Raw genomic sequence first — 19,932 nt, forward strand, 5'->3', positions numbered from 1 at the left:
CGGCTTCAACACCAGCGTGTGGAACGACCACATCTGGTATGAAAGCTCGAACCCGACCAAGAACTACACGGTGGAAGACGGCAAGCTGAAGATCTGGCCGCAGCGCGATGCCAGCGGCAAGTTCTTCAACCGCACCATCGATACCGACGGCAAGTATTACCAGACCTACGGCTACTTCGAGATCGAAGCCAAGCTCCCGGTGGGCAAGGGCACCTGGCCGGCATTCTGGCTGTTCAACCACATCGGCGAGCGCCGTCCGGAAATGGACGTGATGGAAGCGTATGCCGGCGGCGCTGCGCCGTGGGGCTTCAACGACAGCAACGGCATCGCGCACCCGCAGGCGTATGCGCCGACGGTGTGGAAGGGGCCGAACGAGCTGGTCGGCACGCGCCAGTACGACACCGGGAAGGATCTGTCGGCCGGCTTCCACAAGTATGCGGTGAAGTGGGAGCCGAACAAGCAGACCTACTACTTCGACGGCAAGGAAGTGCTGGTGCTGAACACCACCTTCAGCGATCCGATGTACCTGATGCTGGACCTGTGGTACGGCAGCGCGTCGGGTACACCCGACAATTCGACGCCGCAGGGCAAGTCGAACTCCTTCGAGATCAACTACATCCGCGCCTGGAAGTTCAAATAAGCGAAAGGCATCGGGCACGCAACCCTATTGAAAATGTGCGAGTGCTTCCGGCGATGCCGGAAGCTTGTTCAGGCCGGCTTTGCAGCCGGCCTTTTTTTATTGGCGAAACGTTTTAGCGCAGCACCGGGCGACGCGAACTATGACGTGCGTCATCAGCGTCAATTATCTCCTTCGTTACACTGGACGGCATTTCATCGAAGCATTTTCCCGCGGCGTCACTTACGTTTTTTGCGGGCACGCCGTTTGCACACTGCGCAGGACGTACCCGGGCCGCTTTGCCCGATTCCGGGTCTTTTATGATTTTCGTCATCTTTCGCTCGACTGCAGACAATAAGATTAGTCCATGACACGACTCGCGATCGTCACCAATGAGCCGCCGCCTTATCGCATCCCGGTATTCAATCGCGTCGGCCGCATGCCAGGAATTACACTCCAGGTCATTTTTTGCACGCGGCGCGAACCGAACCGGCACTGGGACCTTCCGCCGTTCGAGTTCGACCACTGCTTCCTGCGAGAACGCGTGTCGACGGTAAAGGGGCGCTACATCCATAACAATCCGGACGTCGTGCTGGCACTGCGCCGGTTTGCGCCTGATGTGATCGTCAACGACGGATTGAATCCGACCCAGCTCTATGCGTTCGGGTATGCGTGGATGCGCGGCATTCCCCACGTACCGCTGACCGACGGCACGCTGCAGTCGGAGAGCCGGCTGACCCGGGCGCACAGGATGGTGCGCCGTATCGTCTATTCCCGCTCGGCTGCTTTCCTGTCGGCCAGCATGGGCGGCCAGCACCTGTTCGAGAGTTACGGCGTGGCGCCGGAACGCTGCTTCAAGTCGTATCTTTGCATCGACAACGAAGCCTACCAGCGCACGCCGGACAGCGACAGTCCGCGCTTCGACTTCATCTTCTGCAGCCGCATCGTGCCGGAAAAAGGGCCGATGTTCGCGCTCGAAGTCGCGCGCGCCACCGCCCGGCGGCTCAATCGCAAGGTACGCATCCTGTTTGCCGGCTCCGGCGACGATGAGGCGCGGGTACGCGAAGCGGCGGCCAGGATGGCCGATACGGTCGATGCGCACTTCCATGGATTCGCGATGCAGAAGGAGCTGCCCGGGCTCTACCGCTCCGCGCGCATCTTCCTGTTCCCGACCCATGCCGACGTGTGGGGCGTCGTGACCAACGAAGCGTGTGCGGCAGGCTTGCCGGTCATCGTCTCGCCGCATGCAGGCGTTGCCGGCGAACTCGTCATCAACGGCGAGAACGGATTTGTCTGCACCCTCGAGGCCGACCTGTGGGCGGAACACGCGGCGGCGCTGCTGAGCCGGCAGGAGATGTGGGAAAACTTTTCGCGGCGCAGCGTCGCGATCGTGAAGAAGTACACCTTCGACAATGCCGCCCAGGGGGTGGTGGACGCCTGTCGCTGCGCGCTCGCGTCCGGAGAACACGGAAAGATCAGCGAAGCCGCATGACGCGAACCGGCGCCCGCATGGGAGCCGGTCGCCGCCAACCAACCGGATAGAGGGAATCAGAGTGGAGCGAAAGACGGGCCCCGTATTTACGTGCTCAATCGATGACGGTCACCCGGCCGACATGAAGACTGCCGAGCTGTTGCACAAGCACGGCCTGAACGGAACATTCTTCATCCCGATCCGGAATTGCGAAGGCGATGCCGTCATGTCCGATGCGCAGATCCGCGAACTCGGCAGCCGTTTCGAGATCGGGTCGCACACCTACGATCACCGCTACCTGAAGAAGGTCGACATCTGGCAGGCCTACCACCAGATCGCCGACGGCAAGAAGCAACTCGAAGACCTGCTCGGCGTCCCGGTCAACGGCTTCTGCTACCCCGGGGGGCGCTATACCCGGCGCGACGTCGAACTGGTGCGTGCGTGCGGGTTCTCGTATGCGCGCACCACGATGAACCTCTGCTTTGACAGTGGAAACACGCCCTTCGAAATGCCGACCACGCTGCAGTTCTACCCGCATGACCGGGCGGTCTATCTGCGCAACTTCGCCGGCTCCGGGAAGTGGCACAAGCGCATCGACGGCCTGTGCCTCGCGGTCGGGCACGACAACTGGATCGAGCGGCTGTATGCGATGTTCGACCACGCCTGCCGAAACGACCGTACCTTCCACCTGTGGTGGCATTCCAAGCAGATCGAGGAGCTCAATGCGTGGCATGACATCGATGCGTTCTTCCGTCATGTTGCTTCGAAGATCGCCGTGGTGGATCGGCTGAGCAACGAGCAGCTGGCCGCGCGGACCTTGCTAGGGAATGGCTTGCGCGTGGGTGAGGCGCTGAAGGGTTCCGCTCCCGCATCCTGACCACTCGACGCCGGTTGCCGCCGGCGTCGCTCATCCGGGCGTGCGATCACACCTTCTCGGGTGCGCCACTCGAGTATTCCGACATGGTACCGGTTCGGTAATAGCCTCTCGCCGCATCAGGCCAGCTGGAACTGGTTTCTCTATCGGCGAAGCCGCAACATGTTCGGCCTGCCGCCGATAGTTTGCAGCGCCAACGGGAAGTTCGACACCGTCGGCCAAGGTGATGTCGAACGGCAGGACGAGCCGTGGAAAATACTGCAACTGCAGTATTCGCGAGGGTTCCTGCCCCGGATACCATGGCCATTTTGCCCAGGGCGCGAGCGGCGATGAGAAGAGCGACTGCTGAAATTCCACCGGCTGCAGTGCATAGTCCGGTTGCCTTCCGGCGGCTGCCATGAAAGCGCCGGGCGCGGCCGGGATGTCGCTGCAGGCGACAGCTACCTTTTTTCATGCAGCAACCGGCGGTAGCCTCGGCTGGTTTCAGGTGGATGCGGGTGCCGCGTCCGGTCTGCCTGATGCCCTGGCCCGGGCCTGGTTCGATCAGAGTCCGCGCGACTTCGTGATCACACCATCCTATGACCCGATGCACCGTGTGCTCGCCATCGGCGTGGTGCTGCGCGGTACGGACGAAAGCATGGTGGCAGCGCGTGCCGGCTACGGAGAAAGCCTTGCTCTTGCAGAGGCACAGGCGCGCAATCTGCGTGGCCGGGCGATGGAAGGCTTCGCCCAGGACGGCTGGACCGCGGTGCAAGGTGTGTCCCTGCTCGGGCAGTCCTGTGCCGCAATACGGTATCTCACCCGAAATTACCAGGGCACAGTGAACGGCATGCCAGCCGAATCGATTCCCCCGCTGACCGGCAGCAAACCGGATGACGCCGGCCTGCAGCAGCAAGGCTATAGCGGGACGGTACAGCGCCATGACGCGCTGGGGCGAAGCCTGGAAGCGGTCAACCTGCAGGGCAATGTCCTGTGTACCAGCTACCTGCAGAGCGGCCTCCCAAACCGGTTGAGCGCGGACGGCGTCGTTTACCTGTCTGCCTTCACTTGTAACGCCAAGGCGCAACTGCTGTCGGTGGTCAAGGGGGGTAGCGGCGGTGATGCCGCCGGCCTGTTCGCCACGCTATTCCGATATGACGCCAGGAGCTACCGCGTCGTGCAGCGCTATGCCAGCAGCTCGGCGGCGTTTGTTGCATCCTTGCCCGCATCCGGCACGCAATGGATAGATGGCGGCAGCGATGCCGGGCGACGCCAGGACATCCGCTACGCCTTCGACCCGAATGGCAACGTGCTCGCACTGCAGGATGCCTACCCGGCCATCGTGTTCGGAGAGGGCAGGATGGCGCTGGTCGATTACCGCTACGACGCGCTGAACCGCATGCTGAACGCCAGTGGCATGGAGAGCGCCGCGGCCAGCCCGACCGAATCGACACCCGGCTATGGCGCGGCAGCGACAGCAGTGGGATCCGACGCTGGCGCGCAGCTGCTGCCTTACCGGCAGTACTACGAGTACGACGACGGCGGGAACATCACCGCGCTCGCCCATTTCAGCAACGGCAGCCTGAGTGCCAGCCGCAGCACCGCGATGAAGGTTTCCGGCGGATCCAATCGGTGCATCTCCGCCCGTTACTACGAAAGCCTGGGCGGCAGCGGAAATGGAACCTACATCGACGAATCCTTCTTTTCCGACCAGGGTTTGTTTGATTCTGCCGGCAACACGCTGAAAAATGCATCTCTGGTTGGCCTCAACTGGGATTACCGCAACCAGGCGACCTGCATACATTACCCGGCCCCGGACAACAGCAACGCCACGGTGATCGAATACAGCGTGCACGGCGCGGGCGGCGGCGCGCGCAGCCGCAAGGTCGTTGAAACTCGCAACGCGCAGGGAGTGCTCATCCGGCTCGACACGGTCGCCTATTTCGGCGGCGTGGAGCAGCGCGCAAGCTACGAGCAGGCCGATGATGCAGGCATTGTCTACGACGGCGAGACGGTGGGCAATGCGAAGCAGCTGGCCGGCTACAGCGAGCTGCGGCTATTGCTCGGCCATGCTCAGCAGGTACGCGTCCAGGCTGGCGTGCTGGAGCCGGGAGGCGCCAGCGTGACACAGGTGTGGTACAGCCTCGGGGACCATCTCGACTCTTGCCAGCTCGAGCTGGATGGTGAGGGCACCGTCTGCAGCTACCAGTCATTCTATCCCTATGGCGCCACGGCCTTCAGCGCCGCCGCCGGGGCAAAGGGGGATGCTAACCTCGCCCAGAAGGTGCGCCAATACTCGGGAGAGGAAAAGGACGGCAGTGGTTTGTCGTACTACGGGTTTCGCTCATACGACCCGGCCAATTTTCGATGGATCAATCCGGACCCGGCGGGTCTTCGCGGCAGTGGATTGAACCTGTATCGTATGGTCGATGGAAACCCGGTGACTTTCCGGGACAGACTGGGACTGACAAAAGAGACGCGGACGTACCGAAGCAGGCACAACTACAAGATCGATGTGGAGGTTGGCGACAGAGAGGAATTCCGCCAATTCCGCTCACAGTACGGGCTCGATCGCGCGTCGGTTCAGTGGGTGCTTGCGGAAAATCACGGGTTGAGGGACGTGACCCGCGCTGCCATTTCGTCGCTGAGAAATGCCGGGTGTTTGCGGCCTGGCCTGACCGTGAATTTGGAGGAGTGGATTTCACCGAGGGAGCGTATCGCGGCAGAAGAACTCGACCGGACCTACTTCGGTAACTGCGTCTCGCAGCACGCATCCTTTAAAGACTTCACCTTGCAGTCTGCAGAGCCGCTTGGGCGGTTTCTGCAGGTTCAGAGGTCGGTACACAGTTCCTCGACCTTTGGAGATCTGATCATGGAGTATGTTGGCACTCCCAGGCTGCGGAATCATAATTTCGCCGCATTGGCACAAGATGCTGCGACCTACCATGCATGGCGGACATCGATACGTTTCATGGGAGACAGTATTTCGGAAACAGCAACCAAATGCCAATTGGAAAACCAAAGTGCCTTGTCGGTAGTCGGTGCGCTCCACTTATTTCCAATGCCTGCGGGGCTTCCCCGTTTTGAGCATGATCCTGACGATTTTGACCTTTTACGGCGCCTCGCCGGCGAGGGACACATCACGTTGGGGATTGTTCCTCTGCCGGTAATCCTGAACGAGCCCGATCCTCAGCAATTACTCGGGCCGATGTGGCGCTACTCACGTGTTGCAGCTTTCGAGCTTGACGACAATACAACGTGTTTTGTTCTCCTCCCGAAAAATGCTGCCGCTCTTCGTCATAACTTCCATTTCCCCCCCTTGATTGCCGGGCAGGCGAGGCGCGGAGAATCAGAACGGAACATCGAAAAACAAGAGCGGGCACACGATATCTCGTGGCAAGATGCGGGCTGGGTTTTTCCCTGTTCCATCCTGTAGTGAGCGCACGAAAAATCGGCTCTCGGGTGGCAATGCCATTACGCCACAGGCAGCGCGATCATCTGTCAAATGACGCGGTCTGCACGGTGCCGCTTTGTGTTCCCGCCAGCGGATTCCCCACCCGCGCCGCATACCATTCGCCGAGCAGCTGCGAGGCCCGGGTGTTGATGTGGTTGGAATCCTTGTAGAACGCGATGTTGGACGCATGCGTCGCGCAATCGCTCCGGTCGCACATGATGCGCTTGGGATCGATCACCATCGCCATCGGGTAATCCTGTTGCACCCTGTCGATGATCCCGTCGTACCGGCCCTGCGCCTGCGCCACTTGCGCATACGGAATCCGGCAGTCGCGCGTCTCGTCCACCCAGCCGCGCTTGCGGAACAGCACGCAGCGTGACAGGTCCGGCTCGTGGTGGGGATTGTCCTTGAAGATCACCGGTACCGCGCCTGCCTTCACGATGAGGTAGACCACATGGCGCATTTCCCTTTCCAGGTCGCGTTCCGGCTCGGAAGCCCAGAAGCCGGCCAGCACCACATAGCGGAAATGGCCGGCGAGCTGCAGCAGGTCCGCGTTGCGGCGCTGGCAGGTGTTCCTCCCTTGCTCAGGATGGCGGTCGGTTTCCAGCAGGGCGGTGGGGAAGCAGGTGCCTTGCACGTGGTAGACCGCCTTCATGCCGGCGCGCCGGGCAAGCTGGTCGACGAAGGGCTTGAAATGGTGCGCATGCGAATCGCCCATCAGGAGCACCTCGGCTTTTGGCCTGGACACGTCGCCGAAGGCGCAATGCCGCTGCAGGTAATCGAGGTCGATCCGCTTGTAGTCCTCCGCGCGGATCGAGCATGATCGCGTCAGGTCGCGCTCGTACGAATAACTGGAGATCAGTTCCCGTACATCGGGCGAGAAGCGCTCCGGTGCGCCTTCCGTCGTGTAGGAATACAGGCCGACCGCGATGAATGCCGCCGCCGGGGTCGCATACAGGCCGAGGAAGGCTTGCTTGAAATCGATGGACTTCATCTGGCGCACCGGTTGCTCGACAAAGCGCCAGGTCAGACAGGCAAGCACAAAGGCCAGCGCGATCGCCGCGCCGGCCACCAAGGGCGTCAGTTCGACTTGCCGATAGCGCAGGAAGACGAAGATCGGCCAGTGCCAGAGGTAAAGCGAATACGAAATCAGGCCTACCCCGACCAGCGGCTTGCTGGCAAGTACCGCGGAAACGGGGTTCGCGGCGCGGCAGGCATAGATCACCAGCGCGGCGCCGATGCAGGGATAGAGCGAATTGAAGCCGGGGAATGGCGTATTCCTGTTGAGCAGCACAAAGGACCCGAGTATCAGCGCCATGCCTGCCGCCGCCAGCAGCGCCGGCAGAACGGTCCCCTTCGGCGGGAAGCGGCGCGCGAGGAAGAAGGCGAGGGCGCCGATGAGCAGCTCGTGCGCGCGCGACGTGAGCAGGAAGTAGGACTTGATCTCGCCGATGCGAAGCTGGGACAGCACCAACAGCGCGGCCGCGATCAGCGCCAGGACGGCCACTTTGTGTCGCCGGAAATAACGGTACAGCACAAGCAGCAGGACCGGAAACAGGAAATAGAACTGCTCCTCGACCGATAGCGACCAGGTGTGCAGCAGCGGAAATTCCTCGGTGCGCTGGCCGAAATAGCCCCAGCTGAGCATGGAAAAGAACACGTTCGACACGAAGGCCCAGGATGCGGCGAGCGAGGTCGTGTAGAAGATGTAGTCATTCGGGATCAGCAGCCAGGACGACGCGATCAGCGTGACCAGCGCGACCACGATGTACGCCGGCAAGAGGCGCTTGATGCGGCGCGTGTAAAAGTCGGTGAAACGGAAGCCGCCGTTCTCGATGGCGCCGGCGATCAGGCCGGTGATCAGGTAGCCGGATATCACGAAGAACACGTCGACCCCGGCAAACCCGCCGGGAAGCAGCGCCGCGCCGGCGTGAAACGCGATCACCGCCAGCACCGCGACCGCGCGCAGGCCGTCGATGTCAGGCCGGTAGGCGAGGGCGGCCGAAGACGCAGCGTCCTTGCCGGACATCGCCCCGGCCCCGCCGGCGCCGACGATTCTTGTTGTGTTCATGCTTCACGCAGGGACAGTTTTGTCGTCAGGAGTTGCCTCATGAATCCGACGACGAACAGCGTGTTCGTTACCATGTAGCGCTTGAACAGACGGCGCGGCTCGGAACCCAGCCGGTACAGCCATTCGAGGCCATTCTGCTGCCACCAGAGCGGCGCGCGCTTGACGACGCCCGCATGGTAGTCGAAGGCCGCGCCGACGCCGACCATCACCGCGTTGACCCGGCCGCGGTGATCGGCCATCCACTTTTCCTGCTTCGGGCAGCCGAGGCCGACAAACACCACGTTGGCGCCGGAGTCGTTGATCGTGCGGATGATCGCCTCATCCTCGTCGCGCGTGAGCGGCCGGAACGGCGGCGAATAGCTGCCGACGATGCGCAACCCGGGGAAGCGCGCGCTGAGCGCGGCATGCAGGCGTGCCAGCGTGCTGTCGGTGCTTCCATAAAAAAACACCGACTGGTCGAGACGTTCGGCTTCCGCAAGGTATTTCAGCATCAGGTCCGGCCCGTTGATGCGCTCCTGGGAAGGATGGCCGAGCCTGCGCAACGCCCATGCGATCGGGGCGCCGTCCGGCGTGGCCATGTCGGCGTTATTGACGGCGATCTTGAATTCCACGTCGTTTGTGGTGGTCACCACCGAGTGCACATTGCAGATGCAGACGTAGCGCGACTCGCGCGCCGCGCCCCATTGGGTAATGCGTGCGAGCGCCTCCTCCCAGCTTACGGCGTCGATGAAAGCTTCGAGCACCGCCTCGCCCTTACGCGGCATGGCGCTCTCTTTGTACGGTTGTGATTGCGTCTTCATAAATGTCCATCAGCATTTCATAATTGTGTTCCGGCGTGTATTCGGCTTCGTATTCGGCGCGCGCGGCCTGTCCCATGCGCAGCAACTGTTCCGGATGCGCATCGGCCCACGCCAGCTTTTGCGAGAGGTCGGCAGCGTCGCCCGGGTTGAACAGCAGTCCGGTGACGCCATCCTTCACGATGTCGGCGAGCGCGCCCAGGCGGCTGGCGATCACCGGCAGCCCGCAGGAGAACGCTTCGACGATGGTGCGCGGCGAGTTCTCGTAGCAGATGCTGGGCAGCACCAGGTAACGCGCGCGCCCCATGCGCTGCAGGATTTCGGGGAAAGGGCGGTATCCCAGGCTGCGCTCGCCGAACGCGGTCCTTGCCGTCTGCTCCAGCGGGCCGCCGCCGATCACGTCCACCTGCGCGTCGCGGTACAACCGCACTGCGGCGCCCAGCACGTCCAGGCCCTTTTCCGATGACAGGCGGCCGACGTACAAGCCGCCGGCCCGGCCTTCCCACGACGGCATGCCGTAGGACGGCACGAAGTTCGGCTTGATGCGGAAGCGCTCCGCCGGCAGACCGCCCTCGATGTACTTGTTCCGCGCAAACTTGTTGAGCGCGATATAGCGCGTGACGCGGTCGCGGTAGGTGCCCAGCGCGCGGTGGGTGGTCAGCATGGTGGTGATGACCGCCGACTGCACGGCGGAATCGCGGTAGCACTTGCGCGTGACGGAACGCCATGGCACCTTGCCGATGCAGTCTTCGCAGATCTTTCCGTCGCGCAGGAAAATCGCCTGCGGGCAGAGCAGCCGGAAGTTATGCAGCGTTTGCACCACCGGCACGCCCAGCCGAGCGGCGGCCCAGTACAGCGACGGCGAGATCAGCGGGAAGGTGTTGTGGACATGGATGACGTCGGGGCGGAAGCGCTCGCACAGCGCTTCGACATCGCTCGCCGACGACGGCGACCAGATCGCGGATGCCGCCGCGCGCGCCCGCGACATGTGGTTCAGCGCGTCGTTATGCAGGTGGTACAGTTCGACATCATGGCCGCTGCCGCGCAGCAGCGCGACTTCCGCATCGACGACCACGTCTTCGCCGCCGCGCTGCTGATACAGGTTGTGTGCAACGAGGATTTTCATGGCTGGCAAGCGCGCGGGCGCGACCGGTAAGAAATTTTCAAGGATGGCATCGGCTTACCCCCACTTCCCGCGCGCCGGCCTGAGCCTGCCGGCGTCGCGCATGCCGGCGTTCCCCGCCGTACCGTGCCGGTATCATTCGCGTCGTGTTGCTTGTCAGTGCTTTCATCTTCATGCTGAAGATCGTCGTGTTTCGGCCCGCGCTCCCTGTTCCACCGGCGCGGCGCGCGAGGTCTGCTGACATTGTGAATGCTGCAAGTCACTGCATTCCGCGCTAAATCAAAGGTCGGGACATTCGTGCCTGTTCTTTTGTAACAATTGTTTATGCACGGAGATGCCCTGCCGGGAGCTTTGGGAGGAACGCTATTGCTGCACTTCCTCTACCGAGTGCGCTGTATGCGGATGTTGCGGCGCATCCCGGTAACGGCGGCGCCATTCGAGGTAGCCGTCGAGCCGGCCGCGGGTCGTTGCGTAGCCGAGCAAGAGCCCGCTGCCCAGCGATCCGCCCAGCAGGGGCCGCAATACGGGCGCCGCCAGGCCGCGCAGGATCACCCACACGGGCAGGCCATGCTTGGCATAGAGCGCGCCTGTGCCGCGCGCGCGGTGACGCAACGCGGCTTTCGTGCGCGCGTCGGCGCAAGGCTTTTCGTGTGTGACCGCATGGTGCACTTCGCCCAGCGGTTCATAGGCGATGCGCGCTCCGGCGCGCAACGCGCGCATCGCCAGGTCGGTTTCCTCGCCGGCGCCAAACCATTGGCCGACACCGAGCCGGTTATCGAAGCCCCCGATGCGCTTGAACAGGCTGCGGTGGCAGAACAGGGTGATCGAGCTGACCGCGATGTCACGGAAGGCGCGCGATCTTTCCCAGGACAGTTCGGCCGGAATGTCCGGCTGTTCATTCTGTTCCACCCAGCGCACCACCACGCCGCTCGGTCGGTCGCTGCGCGAGAAGCGGGCGGCGACGCGCTCGAGCAGGCGCGGCGCATACCAGCAGTCGTCGTCCGGGAAACCGATCCACTTGCCGCGCGCCGCTTCGATGCCGGCATTGCGGGCGGTCGCCAGGTTGGGCGGCGACTGCCGCAGGTGCCGGATGCGGATGCCGAGATAGCGTGCCCGTTCCAGGTGCGGCAGCAGTCGGTCGTCGTCATTCTGGTCGACCACCACCACTTCGAAGTTGACAAAGGTTTGCGCCACCAGGGAATCGAACAGGCGTCCCAGCTCGTCGGTACGGCCGACCGTGGCGAGCACCAGGGAGATGTCCGGTGATCTCATGCATGCCCCTTTGCCTGCAGGACGCGGCGGCGCCGCACGAAATACCGCGCGTAGTGCGCCAGCCGTTCGAGCGGGTTGTTGCCGGCATAGGACAGGCGTACGCGGAAATCCTCCGCCATTGCAGCCAGCCGGGTGCGCGACGAACTCGACAGGCTGCCCTCATGTTCGCGGAATGCTGCGAGCGGCTCGTCCAGCTGCACCGGTTCGCCCATCTTCGCCAGCTTCAGCCACAAGTCATAGTCCATTGCATACTTGAGCGCGGTATCAAATCCGCCCGCGCGCAGCATCAGCTCGCGCCGGACGAAGGTGGCCGGGTGCGGTATGAAGTTGCCGCGCAAGAGATTCCGGTAGCTGAAGCGCGGCGCCACGTAATTGTCCGCATACAGCTTGCCGTCGATGAGCGCCTTGGTGCGGCCGAACAGCCAGCCGCGGCCGCTCGACTCCAGCAGGCGGGCGACGGTCGACAGCACCTGCGGATGCAGATAGTAGTCGTCCGAGTGCAGGTAGGCGACGACGTCCCCGGTCGCCGCATGCAAGCCCTCGTTCATTGCGCGGCTGACGCCGCCGCGCACGTTCTCGAGCAGGCGGTAGGGGCGCTGCAGCGCCCGGATCTGCTCCAGCGTGCCGTCCGACGAGCCGCCGTCGACGAAAATGTATTCGATGTCCGGGTGGTCCTGGGCGAGGACGGACGCAACCGATTCGTGCAGGTAGGCCGCGCTGTTCCAGGTGCAGGTAATGACGGAGATCGTGAGCGCCATGGGAGAGCCTTTCAACGGAAGGACGGCCGTGCAGGAAGCCGGTAGATTTCAAGCAGCTGCTGCGCGGCGCGATCCGCGCACCCCAGGCCTTCGGCGGCGTAGCCGAAAGTGGTGGCCGGATCGAAGGTGATGAGGTCGGTGACGAGCGCCTGCATGTTGTCGTGCAGGCGCAGCTGGCCCGGATCGGCCGCGTAGATGGACAGCTCCGGCGTGCCGCCGCGACGCAGCGCGAAGGTCGGCTTGCCGAGGAACAGGCCCTCCAGCACCGTGGTGGCGCAGGGCTCCTCCCAGACAGAGGGGACGACCACTGCGTTCGCCGAAGCCGCCAGGCTGAGCGTCTTGTCGGCATCGCACCAGCCAAGGAATTCGATGCGGCCGTTGCCGAACTCTGCGCGCAGTCGCTGTTCGTCCGGGCCGTCGCCCGCAATCGTCACGTGCATCTGCTCGGGCAGGCGCGGCGCGAGCGCACGCAGGAATTGCTCGATGCCCTTGGCCGGATACAGCTTGCCGGCGATGAAGACGTGGAATCCTTCGCGCGCCGGCAGCAACGCGGCCGCACGGCGGATGTCTTCCAGCGCGCTGCGGTTGACGAAATTGTGAACCGTCGTCCCCCATGGCCCCGGGCCGGCGACGCGAGCGAAGTTGCGGGCCAGCATATCGGATACGAACACTGTCTTGTGCGCCTGGAAGCTTTCGGCAACCTCCCTGCGGAAGCGGACCACGGCGGCCTTCGAAATCGCACGCTGCAGCACGTTCGGATGCGGGGTGATGCACCTGGCGCATTCGGTCGGATCGGTGGTATCGCAAATGGCGCCGTCGCGAAAGCGCGTATGGCGGAAGCAGTCGCCGCCCTGGTCATGCCGGGTCTGCACGAAGTTCAGGTCCGGCGGCAGATAGCGGGCCACGTTCGGAATGTGGCCGTGATAGTGGACGACGTCGTAGTCGCGCGCGCGGCGCATGATGATCCTGGCGAAATGGCGGGCGATCGAGGGCCGCTTGGGCGGCATGAACACGCCGAAGCTGATCTCTTTCCAGCCGGCGTGCTGTCCGTTCAGTTCGCCGAAGAAACGGCCGCCGAACTTGCCTTCCTCCCCGCATACCTCGATCGGATGCTCGTCGCAGCCGAGCAGGTCGACCTGGTGGCCGGCGCGCACCAGCGCGCGCGCCAGATTGAGCGCATGCTTGGCCAAGCCGCCCATGTTGGGGAAGGGAATGTCTTCGCTGACGATCAGGATGCGCATCTCGCCGTCCTATGAACGCAGCCGGCGCGCCATCGCAAGCATCGCCGCCCGCTCGTCCACGCCGATGATGAAATACAGCCCGGCAAGCGCGAGCGACAGCAGCGCCGCGCTGACCACTGCGACCGTGCCGAACAGGCTGTCCGGCAACAGCCATTTCACCGGGACCAGCACGCAGATGATCAGCAGGCCGACGGCCAGGCTGCGGCCGAAACCGTTGCGCAGCGTTTCGCCGAAAGCGATCGGAACGGTGCGCCCGTGCACGAACAGGAGGAAGCTGACGCCCAGCACCAGCGACGACAGCAGGTGTCCGGATGCGGCGCCGACGATGCCGCCGTTGATGGTGCCGAGGTATACCATCGCCACGCCGCCAAGCCCGTTGGCGAGCGCAAAGCGGCCGGTAATGCGCGGATGGCCGAGCGCATCGTTGACGAGCGAGGGAACATTGGTCAGGGAATCCGCCAGCAAGGCGAGCGTCATCAGCACCAGTACCGGATAGCCTTGCTGCACGAACTCCTGGCCGACCCAGCGCCGCAGGAATTCGTCGCCGGCAAGCACGATCACGCCGAGCGCCGCAAGGTTGATGTAGGTGACATAACGCGTCACGCCGAGGTATACGGGCTGCAGCTCGCGGATGCGGCCGGCGCCGGCCAGCGCCGACGCGCGCGGGTAGATCACGCTCGACAGGCGGTAGGTGAGTCCGAGGATACGCCCGGCCAGGGTGACCGGTACGGTATAGAAGGTCAGCGCGACCGGCCCGGCGATGGCGCCGACGATCAGCTTGTCCGCATGCTGGTGCAGCGTCGAGGCAATCTTGCTCAGGTAGGCATAGGCGCTGAAGGAGGTCAGCGCGCCACGCACGTCCTTGCCGGGCCAGCGCGGCGCAAGGTCGATATCGAAGCCGTGCACCATCCAGGCGAGGTAGAGCACGTTGGAGGCGGATACGCACAGGCGCGCGACAATCACGCCGACCACGCCGGTGCCGGCCAGCGCGGCGGCGACCGAGGCGAGGTTGACCAGGATGCCGAAGAAGGCTTCGCTTTGCGCCGATCGGTCGTAGCGCTGCAGCGCCTGCGGCACGACCATCAGATAATTCTGCGCCTGGGTCAGCGCGAAGCCGAGCGCGCCGAGCTGGAAGGCGGTCACGGTGGATTCGCGCATGGACGCGGAAACCTCGAAGAAACGCTCGACCAGCATGTCCGCGCCGAGGTACACCGCCAGCGCGCCGAGGAGCCCGAGCATGCCGTAAAACATCGCGCCGAACCAGAAGGTTTCGGCGAACCGGCGGCGGTCGTTGGCCGCATGGTGTTCGGCCAGGTATTTGATCGCGCCCGCACTGAGGTTGATGTCCAGTACGCCGAAATAGCCGATCACCGAAGTGACCATGGTCACGATGCCGAACCCTTCGACGCCGAGTGCGCCGATCAGCAGCGGCACGGTCGCCAGCGCGACCACCATCGGGATGGCGGCACCGGTCAGGTTCCAGAGCGAGTTACGCAACAGCATAGCGTGGATCGTACTGGTACGCCCGCACCTGGTAGTTGCGGATGCCTACGGCGATGAACGGCATGGCCAGCACCAGGCCAAGCATCATCATGGTGCGGAATTCGATGATGGGCGTGCCCACCAGCAGCGTCGGCACCCAGAACAGGAAGCCGGCGAAGCCGGCGTCGCCAAGCAGGCGCGCGTAGCCGGCCAGGGAATTCCGGTGCCGCATGTAGAACCCGACATAGGCGGCAAGCAAGCCGCAGAACAGCAGCAGGCCGACGATGCCGGTCTTGAGCAGCACATGGCCGAAGCCGCTGTGCACGAAGCTGAAGTCGTCGCCGTGGTAGGAGAGCCGCTCGCGGTCGCCGCTGAACGTGCCCCAGGTGCCGCGTCCGAACAGCCAGTTGCCGTCCATGCTCTGCGCTGCCGCATACAGCTCGTAGAAGCGTCCGTCCTTGATGCCTCGGCTCGGCGCAATGTCGTAAATCAGCGACGACAGCATGTCGTCTTCGCTCGCGAACTGCAGGCGATGCTCATAGAACACCGAGGCGACGGCCGCCAGCAAACCCGCGGCAACAATCGAGAACATGAACTTGCGGGTGCCGGGCAGGCGCAGGAACAGGAACAGGAACATCAGCCCGAGGCCGATCAGCGAGGTGCGGCGGAAAGACAGGGCCACCGCGGCGACCTCCAGTACCAGGAACGCAATCAGCAGGCCGCGCTTGAACCAGCCCAGCTTCACGCCGGGTGTCGTCAAAAGCCAGGCCGCGCAGAATGCGCCAAGGCTGGCGACGAAGTTGTCGTTGATGTCGAAATAGAAGATCTTGATGTCCAGGCCCTCAAAGTTCCGGTAGGGGTTCGCGGTGTCGCCGTCGAACAGGAAAAACCGGACGGCGCCGAAGATCGCGCGCAGCGTGGCCAGCGCGATGATCATCAGCAGCAGGCGTTGCGTATCCTTCTCGCTCTCGAATGCCATGATGACGAGATACATGAACACCATCATGTTGAGCACGTTGAAGATGCCGGAGTAGCCGAGGATCACGTCGAGCTCGATGCCCTGCATCAGGCCGACGACGACATGCCCGAGCAGCAGGAACACGAAGGCGGCGAGGTACTTTGCCATCGGCGGCGCCAGCTGCGGGCCTTGCGGGTTGGCAAGCCGCTTGAGCAGCGCGGCCACGCCCGCCACCATCAGGATCAGGTTGAGCAGCGAGAAATAGAACATGCCGACGCCGCGGGAGTAGATGTTGGCGTCGGTTTCCAGCTGGCCCCAGGTGGAGTCGGAAAAGCAGAACAGGATGCCGATGAAACCGAAGACGACCAGTTTGGGGGCCTTGATGAAGATGCCGAAAACGATGGGAATCGCGAACAGGGCTCCAACCACATTAATGGTGACCTCGGCGGGGCTCAGTGCAGGTGTCATGGCTATGCTCGATGAAAAAAGCAGGTTCCGGTGTTGGGCCGGAGAATCGCAGTGCGCGGTGCGCCGGCCGGCGTCGCCCGGGCGGGGCGTCAGGCCGGGAGGATGGCAGACACAGGGCTGGCCGTGCCGGCCAACCCAGGTCTGCCGCGTGCCGGGTCAAGCCGGGCCATGCGGTAAATCAGGATTGGTACTCCGCTTTAAAACATTCATAGGTTTCCTTGATGCCTTCGCCGAGCCGCATGCCGGGACGCCAGCCGAGCGAGGTCAGCTTGGCTGTGTTCATCAGCTTGCGCGGCGTGCCGTCGGGCTTGCTCGTGTCAAATTCGATGGCGCCGGTAAAACCAACTACTTTCCTTATGATTTCGGCAACCTCACGTATTGTGACGTCCTCGCCTGTGCCCACATTGATATGGGACAACATTGGTGTCGTATGCTTTTCATAGATGGACCGGTCCAGGTCCATCACATGCACGCAGGCGTCGGCCATGTCGTCGACGTAGAGGAATTCGCGGCGCGGCGTGCCGGTGCCCCAGATCACCACCTTGCTCGCGCCGGAGAGCTTGGCTTCATGGAAGCGGCGGATCAGCGCCGGGATCACGTGGCTGTTTTCCGGGTGATAGTTGTCGCCTGGCCCGTACAGGTTGGTTGGCATGACGCTGCGGAAATCGGTGCCGTACTGGCGGTTGTAGCTTTCGCACATCTTGATGCCGGCGATCTTGGCGATCGCGTAAGGTTCGTTGGTCGGCTCCAGCGTACCGTTCATCAGGTACTCTTCCCTGATCGGCTGTTCCGCCAGGCGCGGATAAATGCAGGAGGAACCGAGAAACAGCAGCTTCTTCACGCCGGCGCGCCAGGCTTCATGGATCACGTTCGACTGCACCTGCAGGTTGTCGTAGATGAATTCCGCCGGGTAGGTATTGTTGGCATGAATGCCGCCGACACGTGCCGCGGCGAGATAGACCTCGTCGATCTGTTCCGATGCGAAGAAGGCGCGCACCTGCTGCTGGTCGGTCAGCTCCAGTTCCGCATGGGTTCGCGTGACGATATTGTTGTAGTCGCGCTTGCGCAGCGCGCGCACGATCGCGGAGCCGACCAGGCCGCGATGGCCGGCGACATAGATACGTTTGTTCAGATTGGTTTTCATGTACGTCCTCTTTCGATGGGATCTGCGGCGCCGGGGCGGGCCGCGCTGTTATTCGTGGTAGAGGTGGGCGGAATCGTGCTGGTGATGCAGCTGGTCGCGCGCCGCCGCGTCCAGGTCGCTGCGCACCATCTCCCTGACCATTTCCTCGAATGAAGTCTTCGGCGCCCAGCCGAGCTTTTCGCGGGCCCTGGCCGCGTCGCCGACCATGCTGTCGACCTCGGTGGGCCGGAAATAGCGCGGGTCGATCCGCACGATGACCTGGCCGGTGCTGATGTTCGCCTGCGGCCCCGGGTCGGCGACCAGTGCGACTTCGTCCACACCGCTGCCTTCCCAGCGCAAGGTCATGCCGAGTTCGCGCGCGGCTGCATCGACGAACTCGCGCACGCTGCGCTGGATGCCGGTCGCGATCACGAAATCCTCCGGCTGCTCCTGCTGCAGCATGCGCCACTGCATTTCGACGTAGTCGCGTGCATGGCCCCAGTCGCGCTTCGCGTCCAGGTTGCCGAGGTAGATGCAGTCCTGCTGCTCGAGCACCACCCGCGCCAGCCCGCGCGTGATCTTGCGCGTGACGAAGGTCTCGCCGCGCAGCGGCGACTCGTGGTTGAACAGGATGCCGTTGCAGGCGTACATGCCGTACGCCTCGCGATAGTTCACCGTGATCCAGTAGGCGTACAGCTTAGCGATCGCGTACGGGCTGCGCGGCCGGAACGGCGTGTCCTCCGAATGCGGCCGGTCGCCGGCCTGGCCGAACATTTCCGCTGTCGATGCCTGGTAGAAGCGGGTCTTTTTCTCCATGCCGAGCCGGCGCACCGTTTCAAGGATGCGCAGCGGTCCGAGCGCGTCGGAGTTGGCGGTGTACTCCGGTTCTTCGAAGGACACCGCAACATGGCTTTGCGCCGCCAGGTTGTAGATCTCGTCCGGCTGGGTTTCCTGAATGATGCGCATGAGCGAGGACGAGTCGGTCATGTCGCCGTGATACAGGATGAAGCGGCGTTCTCCCTCTTGCGGCCCCTGGTACAGGTGGTCGATGCGGTCGGTATTGAAGCGCGAGGTGCGGCGCTTCAGGCCGTGCACGATGTACCCTTTACCCAGGAGGAATTCCGCGAGATAGGCGCCGTCCTGACCGCTGACGCCCGTGATGAGCGCGACTTTCGACGCGCCGCCCGATGCGGTCTTCTCCTTCGCGTCTGGATCCGTAACGGGGGGATGGGTCAGGGAGAGGTCGTTCATGTACATGGCTCAGCTCGCAAGTGCAATCGCTTCCGCCGCCGGCTTGTGCGAAAGTCCTGTCTGCCCGGGGGTGGCCGGATGGCCGAAGGGCAGGTTTTGCAGGAAGGCGCGGAATTCCTCGCGCACTTCCGGGTGGCGCAACGCAAACTGCACCGTCGCCTGCAGGTAACCGAGCTTGCTGCCGCAGTCGTAGCGGATGCCTTCGAACTGATAGGCGAGCACGGATTCCTGCGCCAGCAGCGACGCGATGCCGTCGGTGAGCTGCAACTCGCCCCCGGCGCCAGGCTTCAGGTTGCGCAAATGCTGGAAGATTGCCGGCGTGAGCACGTAGCGGCCGACGACGCCGAGCGTCGACGGCGCCTTCTCGGGAGCAGGCTTTTCGACGATGCCGTGCAGCTTGATCAGGCGTTCGCCATGAGCGGTGCCGGCGACCACGCCGTAGGACCGGCTCTGTTCGCGCGCGATGGTCTCGACGCCGAGCAGGCTACAGCCGTGCTGCTCGTACATCGCCGTCATCTGCTTCATCACCGGCGTTTCGCCGTCGAGCAGGTCGTCGGCCAGCATCACGGCGAACGGTTCATTGTTGATCAGTCGTTCGGCGCACAACACAGCGTGCCCCAGTCCGAGAGCTTCCGCCTGGCGCACGTAGAAGCATTCGACATGATCCGGCTTGATGCTGCGCAGCACTTCCAGAAGGGATTCCTTGTTGCGCGCTTCCAGTTCGGCTTCCAGTTCGTATGCCTTGTCGAAATGGTCCTCGATCGCGCGCTTGTTGCGGCCGGTGACGAAGATCATTTCGGTAATGCCTGCGGCCATGGCTTCTTCCACTGCGTACTGGATCAGCGGCTTGTCGACGATCGACAGCATTTCCTTGGGACTGGCCTTGGTCGCCGGCAGGAAACGGGTGCCGAGGCCGGCGACCGGGAATACGGCTTTCGTGATTTTCTTGTGCATGGTTTCTCTACTGGGTTTCTACGGTTGAGAAAGCAGGACC

At 63.4% G+C, this 19,932-nt stretch carries 15 protein-coding genes; 4 read left to right on the forward strand and 11 right to left on the reverse strand.

Going from position 1 to position 19,932, the window contains the following annotated elements:
- The 4 genes from VEC01_RS19965 to VEC01_RS19980 all read left to right on the forward strand — a co-directional run.
- A partial coding sequence (locus tag VEC01_RS19965; protein ID WP_324902671.1) for a glycoside hydrolase family 16 protein occupies positions 1 to 640 on the forward strand: 640 nt, incomplete at its 5' end.
- 343 nt (positions 641 to 983) lie between these two features.
- Positions 984 to 2,108 carry a glycosyltransferase family 4 protein gene (locus VEC01_RS19970; protein WP_324902672.1) on the forward strand — a complete coding sequence of 375 codons (1,125 nt, stop codon included), beginning with the start codon at positions 984 to 986 and terminating at the stop codon, positions 2,106 to 2,108.
- Positions 2,109 to 2,169: 61 nt separating this feature from the next.
- The gene (locus VEC01_RS19975; RefSeq protein WP_324902673.1) at positions 2,170 to 2,964 is read left to right on the forward strand and encodes a polysaccharide deacetylase family protein; all 795 of its coding nucleotides are present in this window, start codon (positions 2,170 to 2,172) and stop codon (positions 2,962 to 2,964) included.
- Positions 2,965 to 3,358: 394 nt separating this feature from the next.
- Positions 3,359 to 6,376, forward strand: a complete 3,018-nt coding sequence (locus VEC01_RS19980; RefSeq protein WP_324902674.1) for an RHS repeat-associated core domain-containing protein — start codon at positions 3,359 to 3,361, stop codon at positions 6,374 to 6,376.
- 58 nt (positions 6,377 to 6,434) lie between these two features.
- On the opposite strand, the gene VEC01_RS19985 is transcribed toward VEC01_RS19980, so the two are convergent.
- The 11 genes from VEC01_RS19985 to galU form a co-directional block, all read right to left on the reverse strand.
- Entirely contained in the window at positions 6,435 to 8,465 is a 2,031-nt protein-coding gene (locus tag VEC01_RS19985) for an acyltransferase family protein (RefSeq protein ID WP_324902675.1), read from the reverse strand.
- Positions 8,462 to 9,229: a WecB/TagA/CpsF family glycosyltransferase gene (locus VEC01_RS19990; RefSeq protein ID WP_324902676.1), complete on the reverse strand. Its 768-nt coding sequence runs from the start codon at positions 9,227 to 9,229 to the stop codon at positions 8,462 to 8,464. The genes VEC01_RS19985 and VEC01_RS19990 overlap by 4 nt, the downstream gene beginning before the upstream one ends.
- Positions 9,219 to 10,388, reverse strand: coding sequence for a glycosyltransferase (locus VEC01_RS19995; RefSeq protein ID WP_324902677.1), 1,170 nt, complete (start codon positions 10,386 to 10,388; stop codon positions 9,219 to 9,221). The genes VEC01_RS19990 and VEC01_RS19995 overlap by 11 nt, the downstream gene beginning before the upstream one ends.
- A gap of 360 nt (positions 10,389 to 10,748) precedes the next feature.
- Positions 10,749 to 11,657: a glycosyltransferase family A protein gene (locus tag VEC01_RS20000; protein ID WP_324902678.1), complete on the reverse strand. Its 909-nt coding sequence runs from the start codon at positions 11,655 to 11,657 to the stop codon at positions 10,749 to 10,751.
- Positions 11,654 to 12,415, reverse strand: coding sequence for a glycosyltransferase family 2 protein (locus VEC01_RS20005; RefSeq protein ID WP_324902679.1), 762 nt, complete (start codon positions 12,413 to 12,415; stop codon positions 11,654 to 11,656). Before VEC01_RS20005 ends, VEC01_RS20000 begins: the two co-directional genes overlap by 4 nt.
- 11 nt (positions 12,416 to 12,426) lie before the next feature.
- Positions 12,427 to 13,656 (reverse strand): glycosyltransferase family 4 protein, encoded by a 1,230-nt coding sequence (locus tag VEC01_RS20010; RefSeq protein ID WP_324902680.1) that lies wholly within the window; start codon positions 13,654 to 13,656, stop codon positions 12,427 to 12,429.
- 9 nt (positions 13,657 to 13,665) lie between these two features.
- Positions 13,666 to 15,159 carry a lipopolysaccharide biosynthesis protein gene (locus VEC01_RS20015; protein ID WP_324902682.1) on the reverse strand — a complete coding sequence of 498 codons (1,494 nt, stop codon included), beginning with the start codon at positions 15,157 to 15,159 and terminating at the stop codon, positions 13,666 to 13,668.
- Complete coding sequence (locus tag VEC01_RS20020) at positions 15,146 to 16,564, reverse strand: O-antigen ligase family protein (RefSeq protein ID WP_324902683.1); 1,419 nt, start codon at positions 16,562 to 16,564, stop codon at positions 15,146 to 15,148. The genes VEC01_RS20015 and VEC01_RS20020 overlap by 14 nt, the downstream gene beginning before the upstream one ends.
- A 178-nt stretch (positions 16,565 to 16,742) precedes the next feature.
- On the reverse strand, positions 16,743 to 17,708 hold the full coding sequence (gene fcl, locus VEC01_RS20025; protein ID WP_324902684.1) for a GDP-L-fucose synthase: 966 nt from the start codon (positions 17,706 to 17,708) through the stop codon (positions 16,743 to 16,745).
- A gap of 48 nt (positions 17,709 to 17,756) precedes the next feature.
- Positions 17,757 to 18,944: a GDP-mannose 4,6-dehydratase gene (gene gmd / locus VEC01_RS20030; protein WP_324902685.1), complete on the reverse strand. Its 1,188-nt coding sequence runs from the start codon at positions 18,942 to 18,944 to the stop codon at positions 17,757 to 17,759.
- A gap of 3 nt (positions 18,945 to 18,947) precedes the next feature.
- Positions 18,948 to 19,892 carry a UTP--glucose-1-phosphate uridylyltransferase GalU gene (galU, locus tag VEC01_RS20035; protein ID WP_324902686.1) on the reverse strand — a complete coding sequence of 315 codons (945 nt, stop codon included), beginning with the start codon at positions 19,890 to 19,892 and terminating at the stop codon, positions 18,948 to 18,950.
- Positions 19,893 to 19,932 lie beyond the last annotated feature (40 nt).

Source organism: Noviherbaspirillum sp., assembly GCF_035627455.1.
In the GTDB taxonomy this organism is placed as follows: domain Bacteria; phylum Pseudomonadota; class Gammaproteobacteria; order Burkholderiales; family Burkholderiaceae_D; genus Noviherbaspirillum.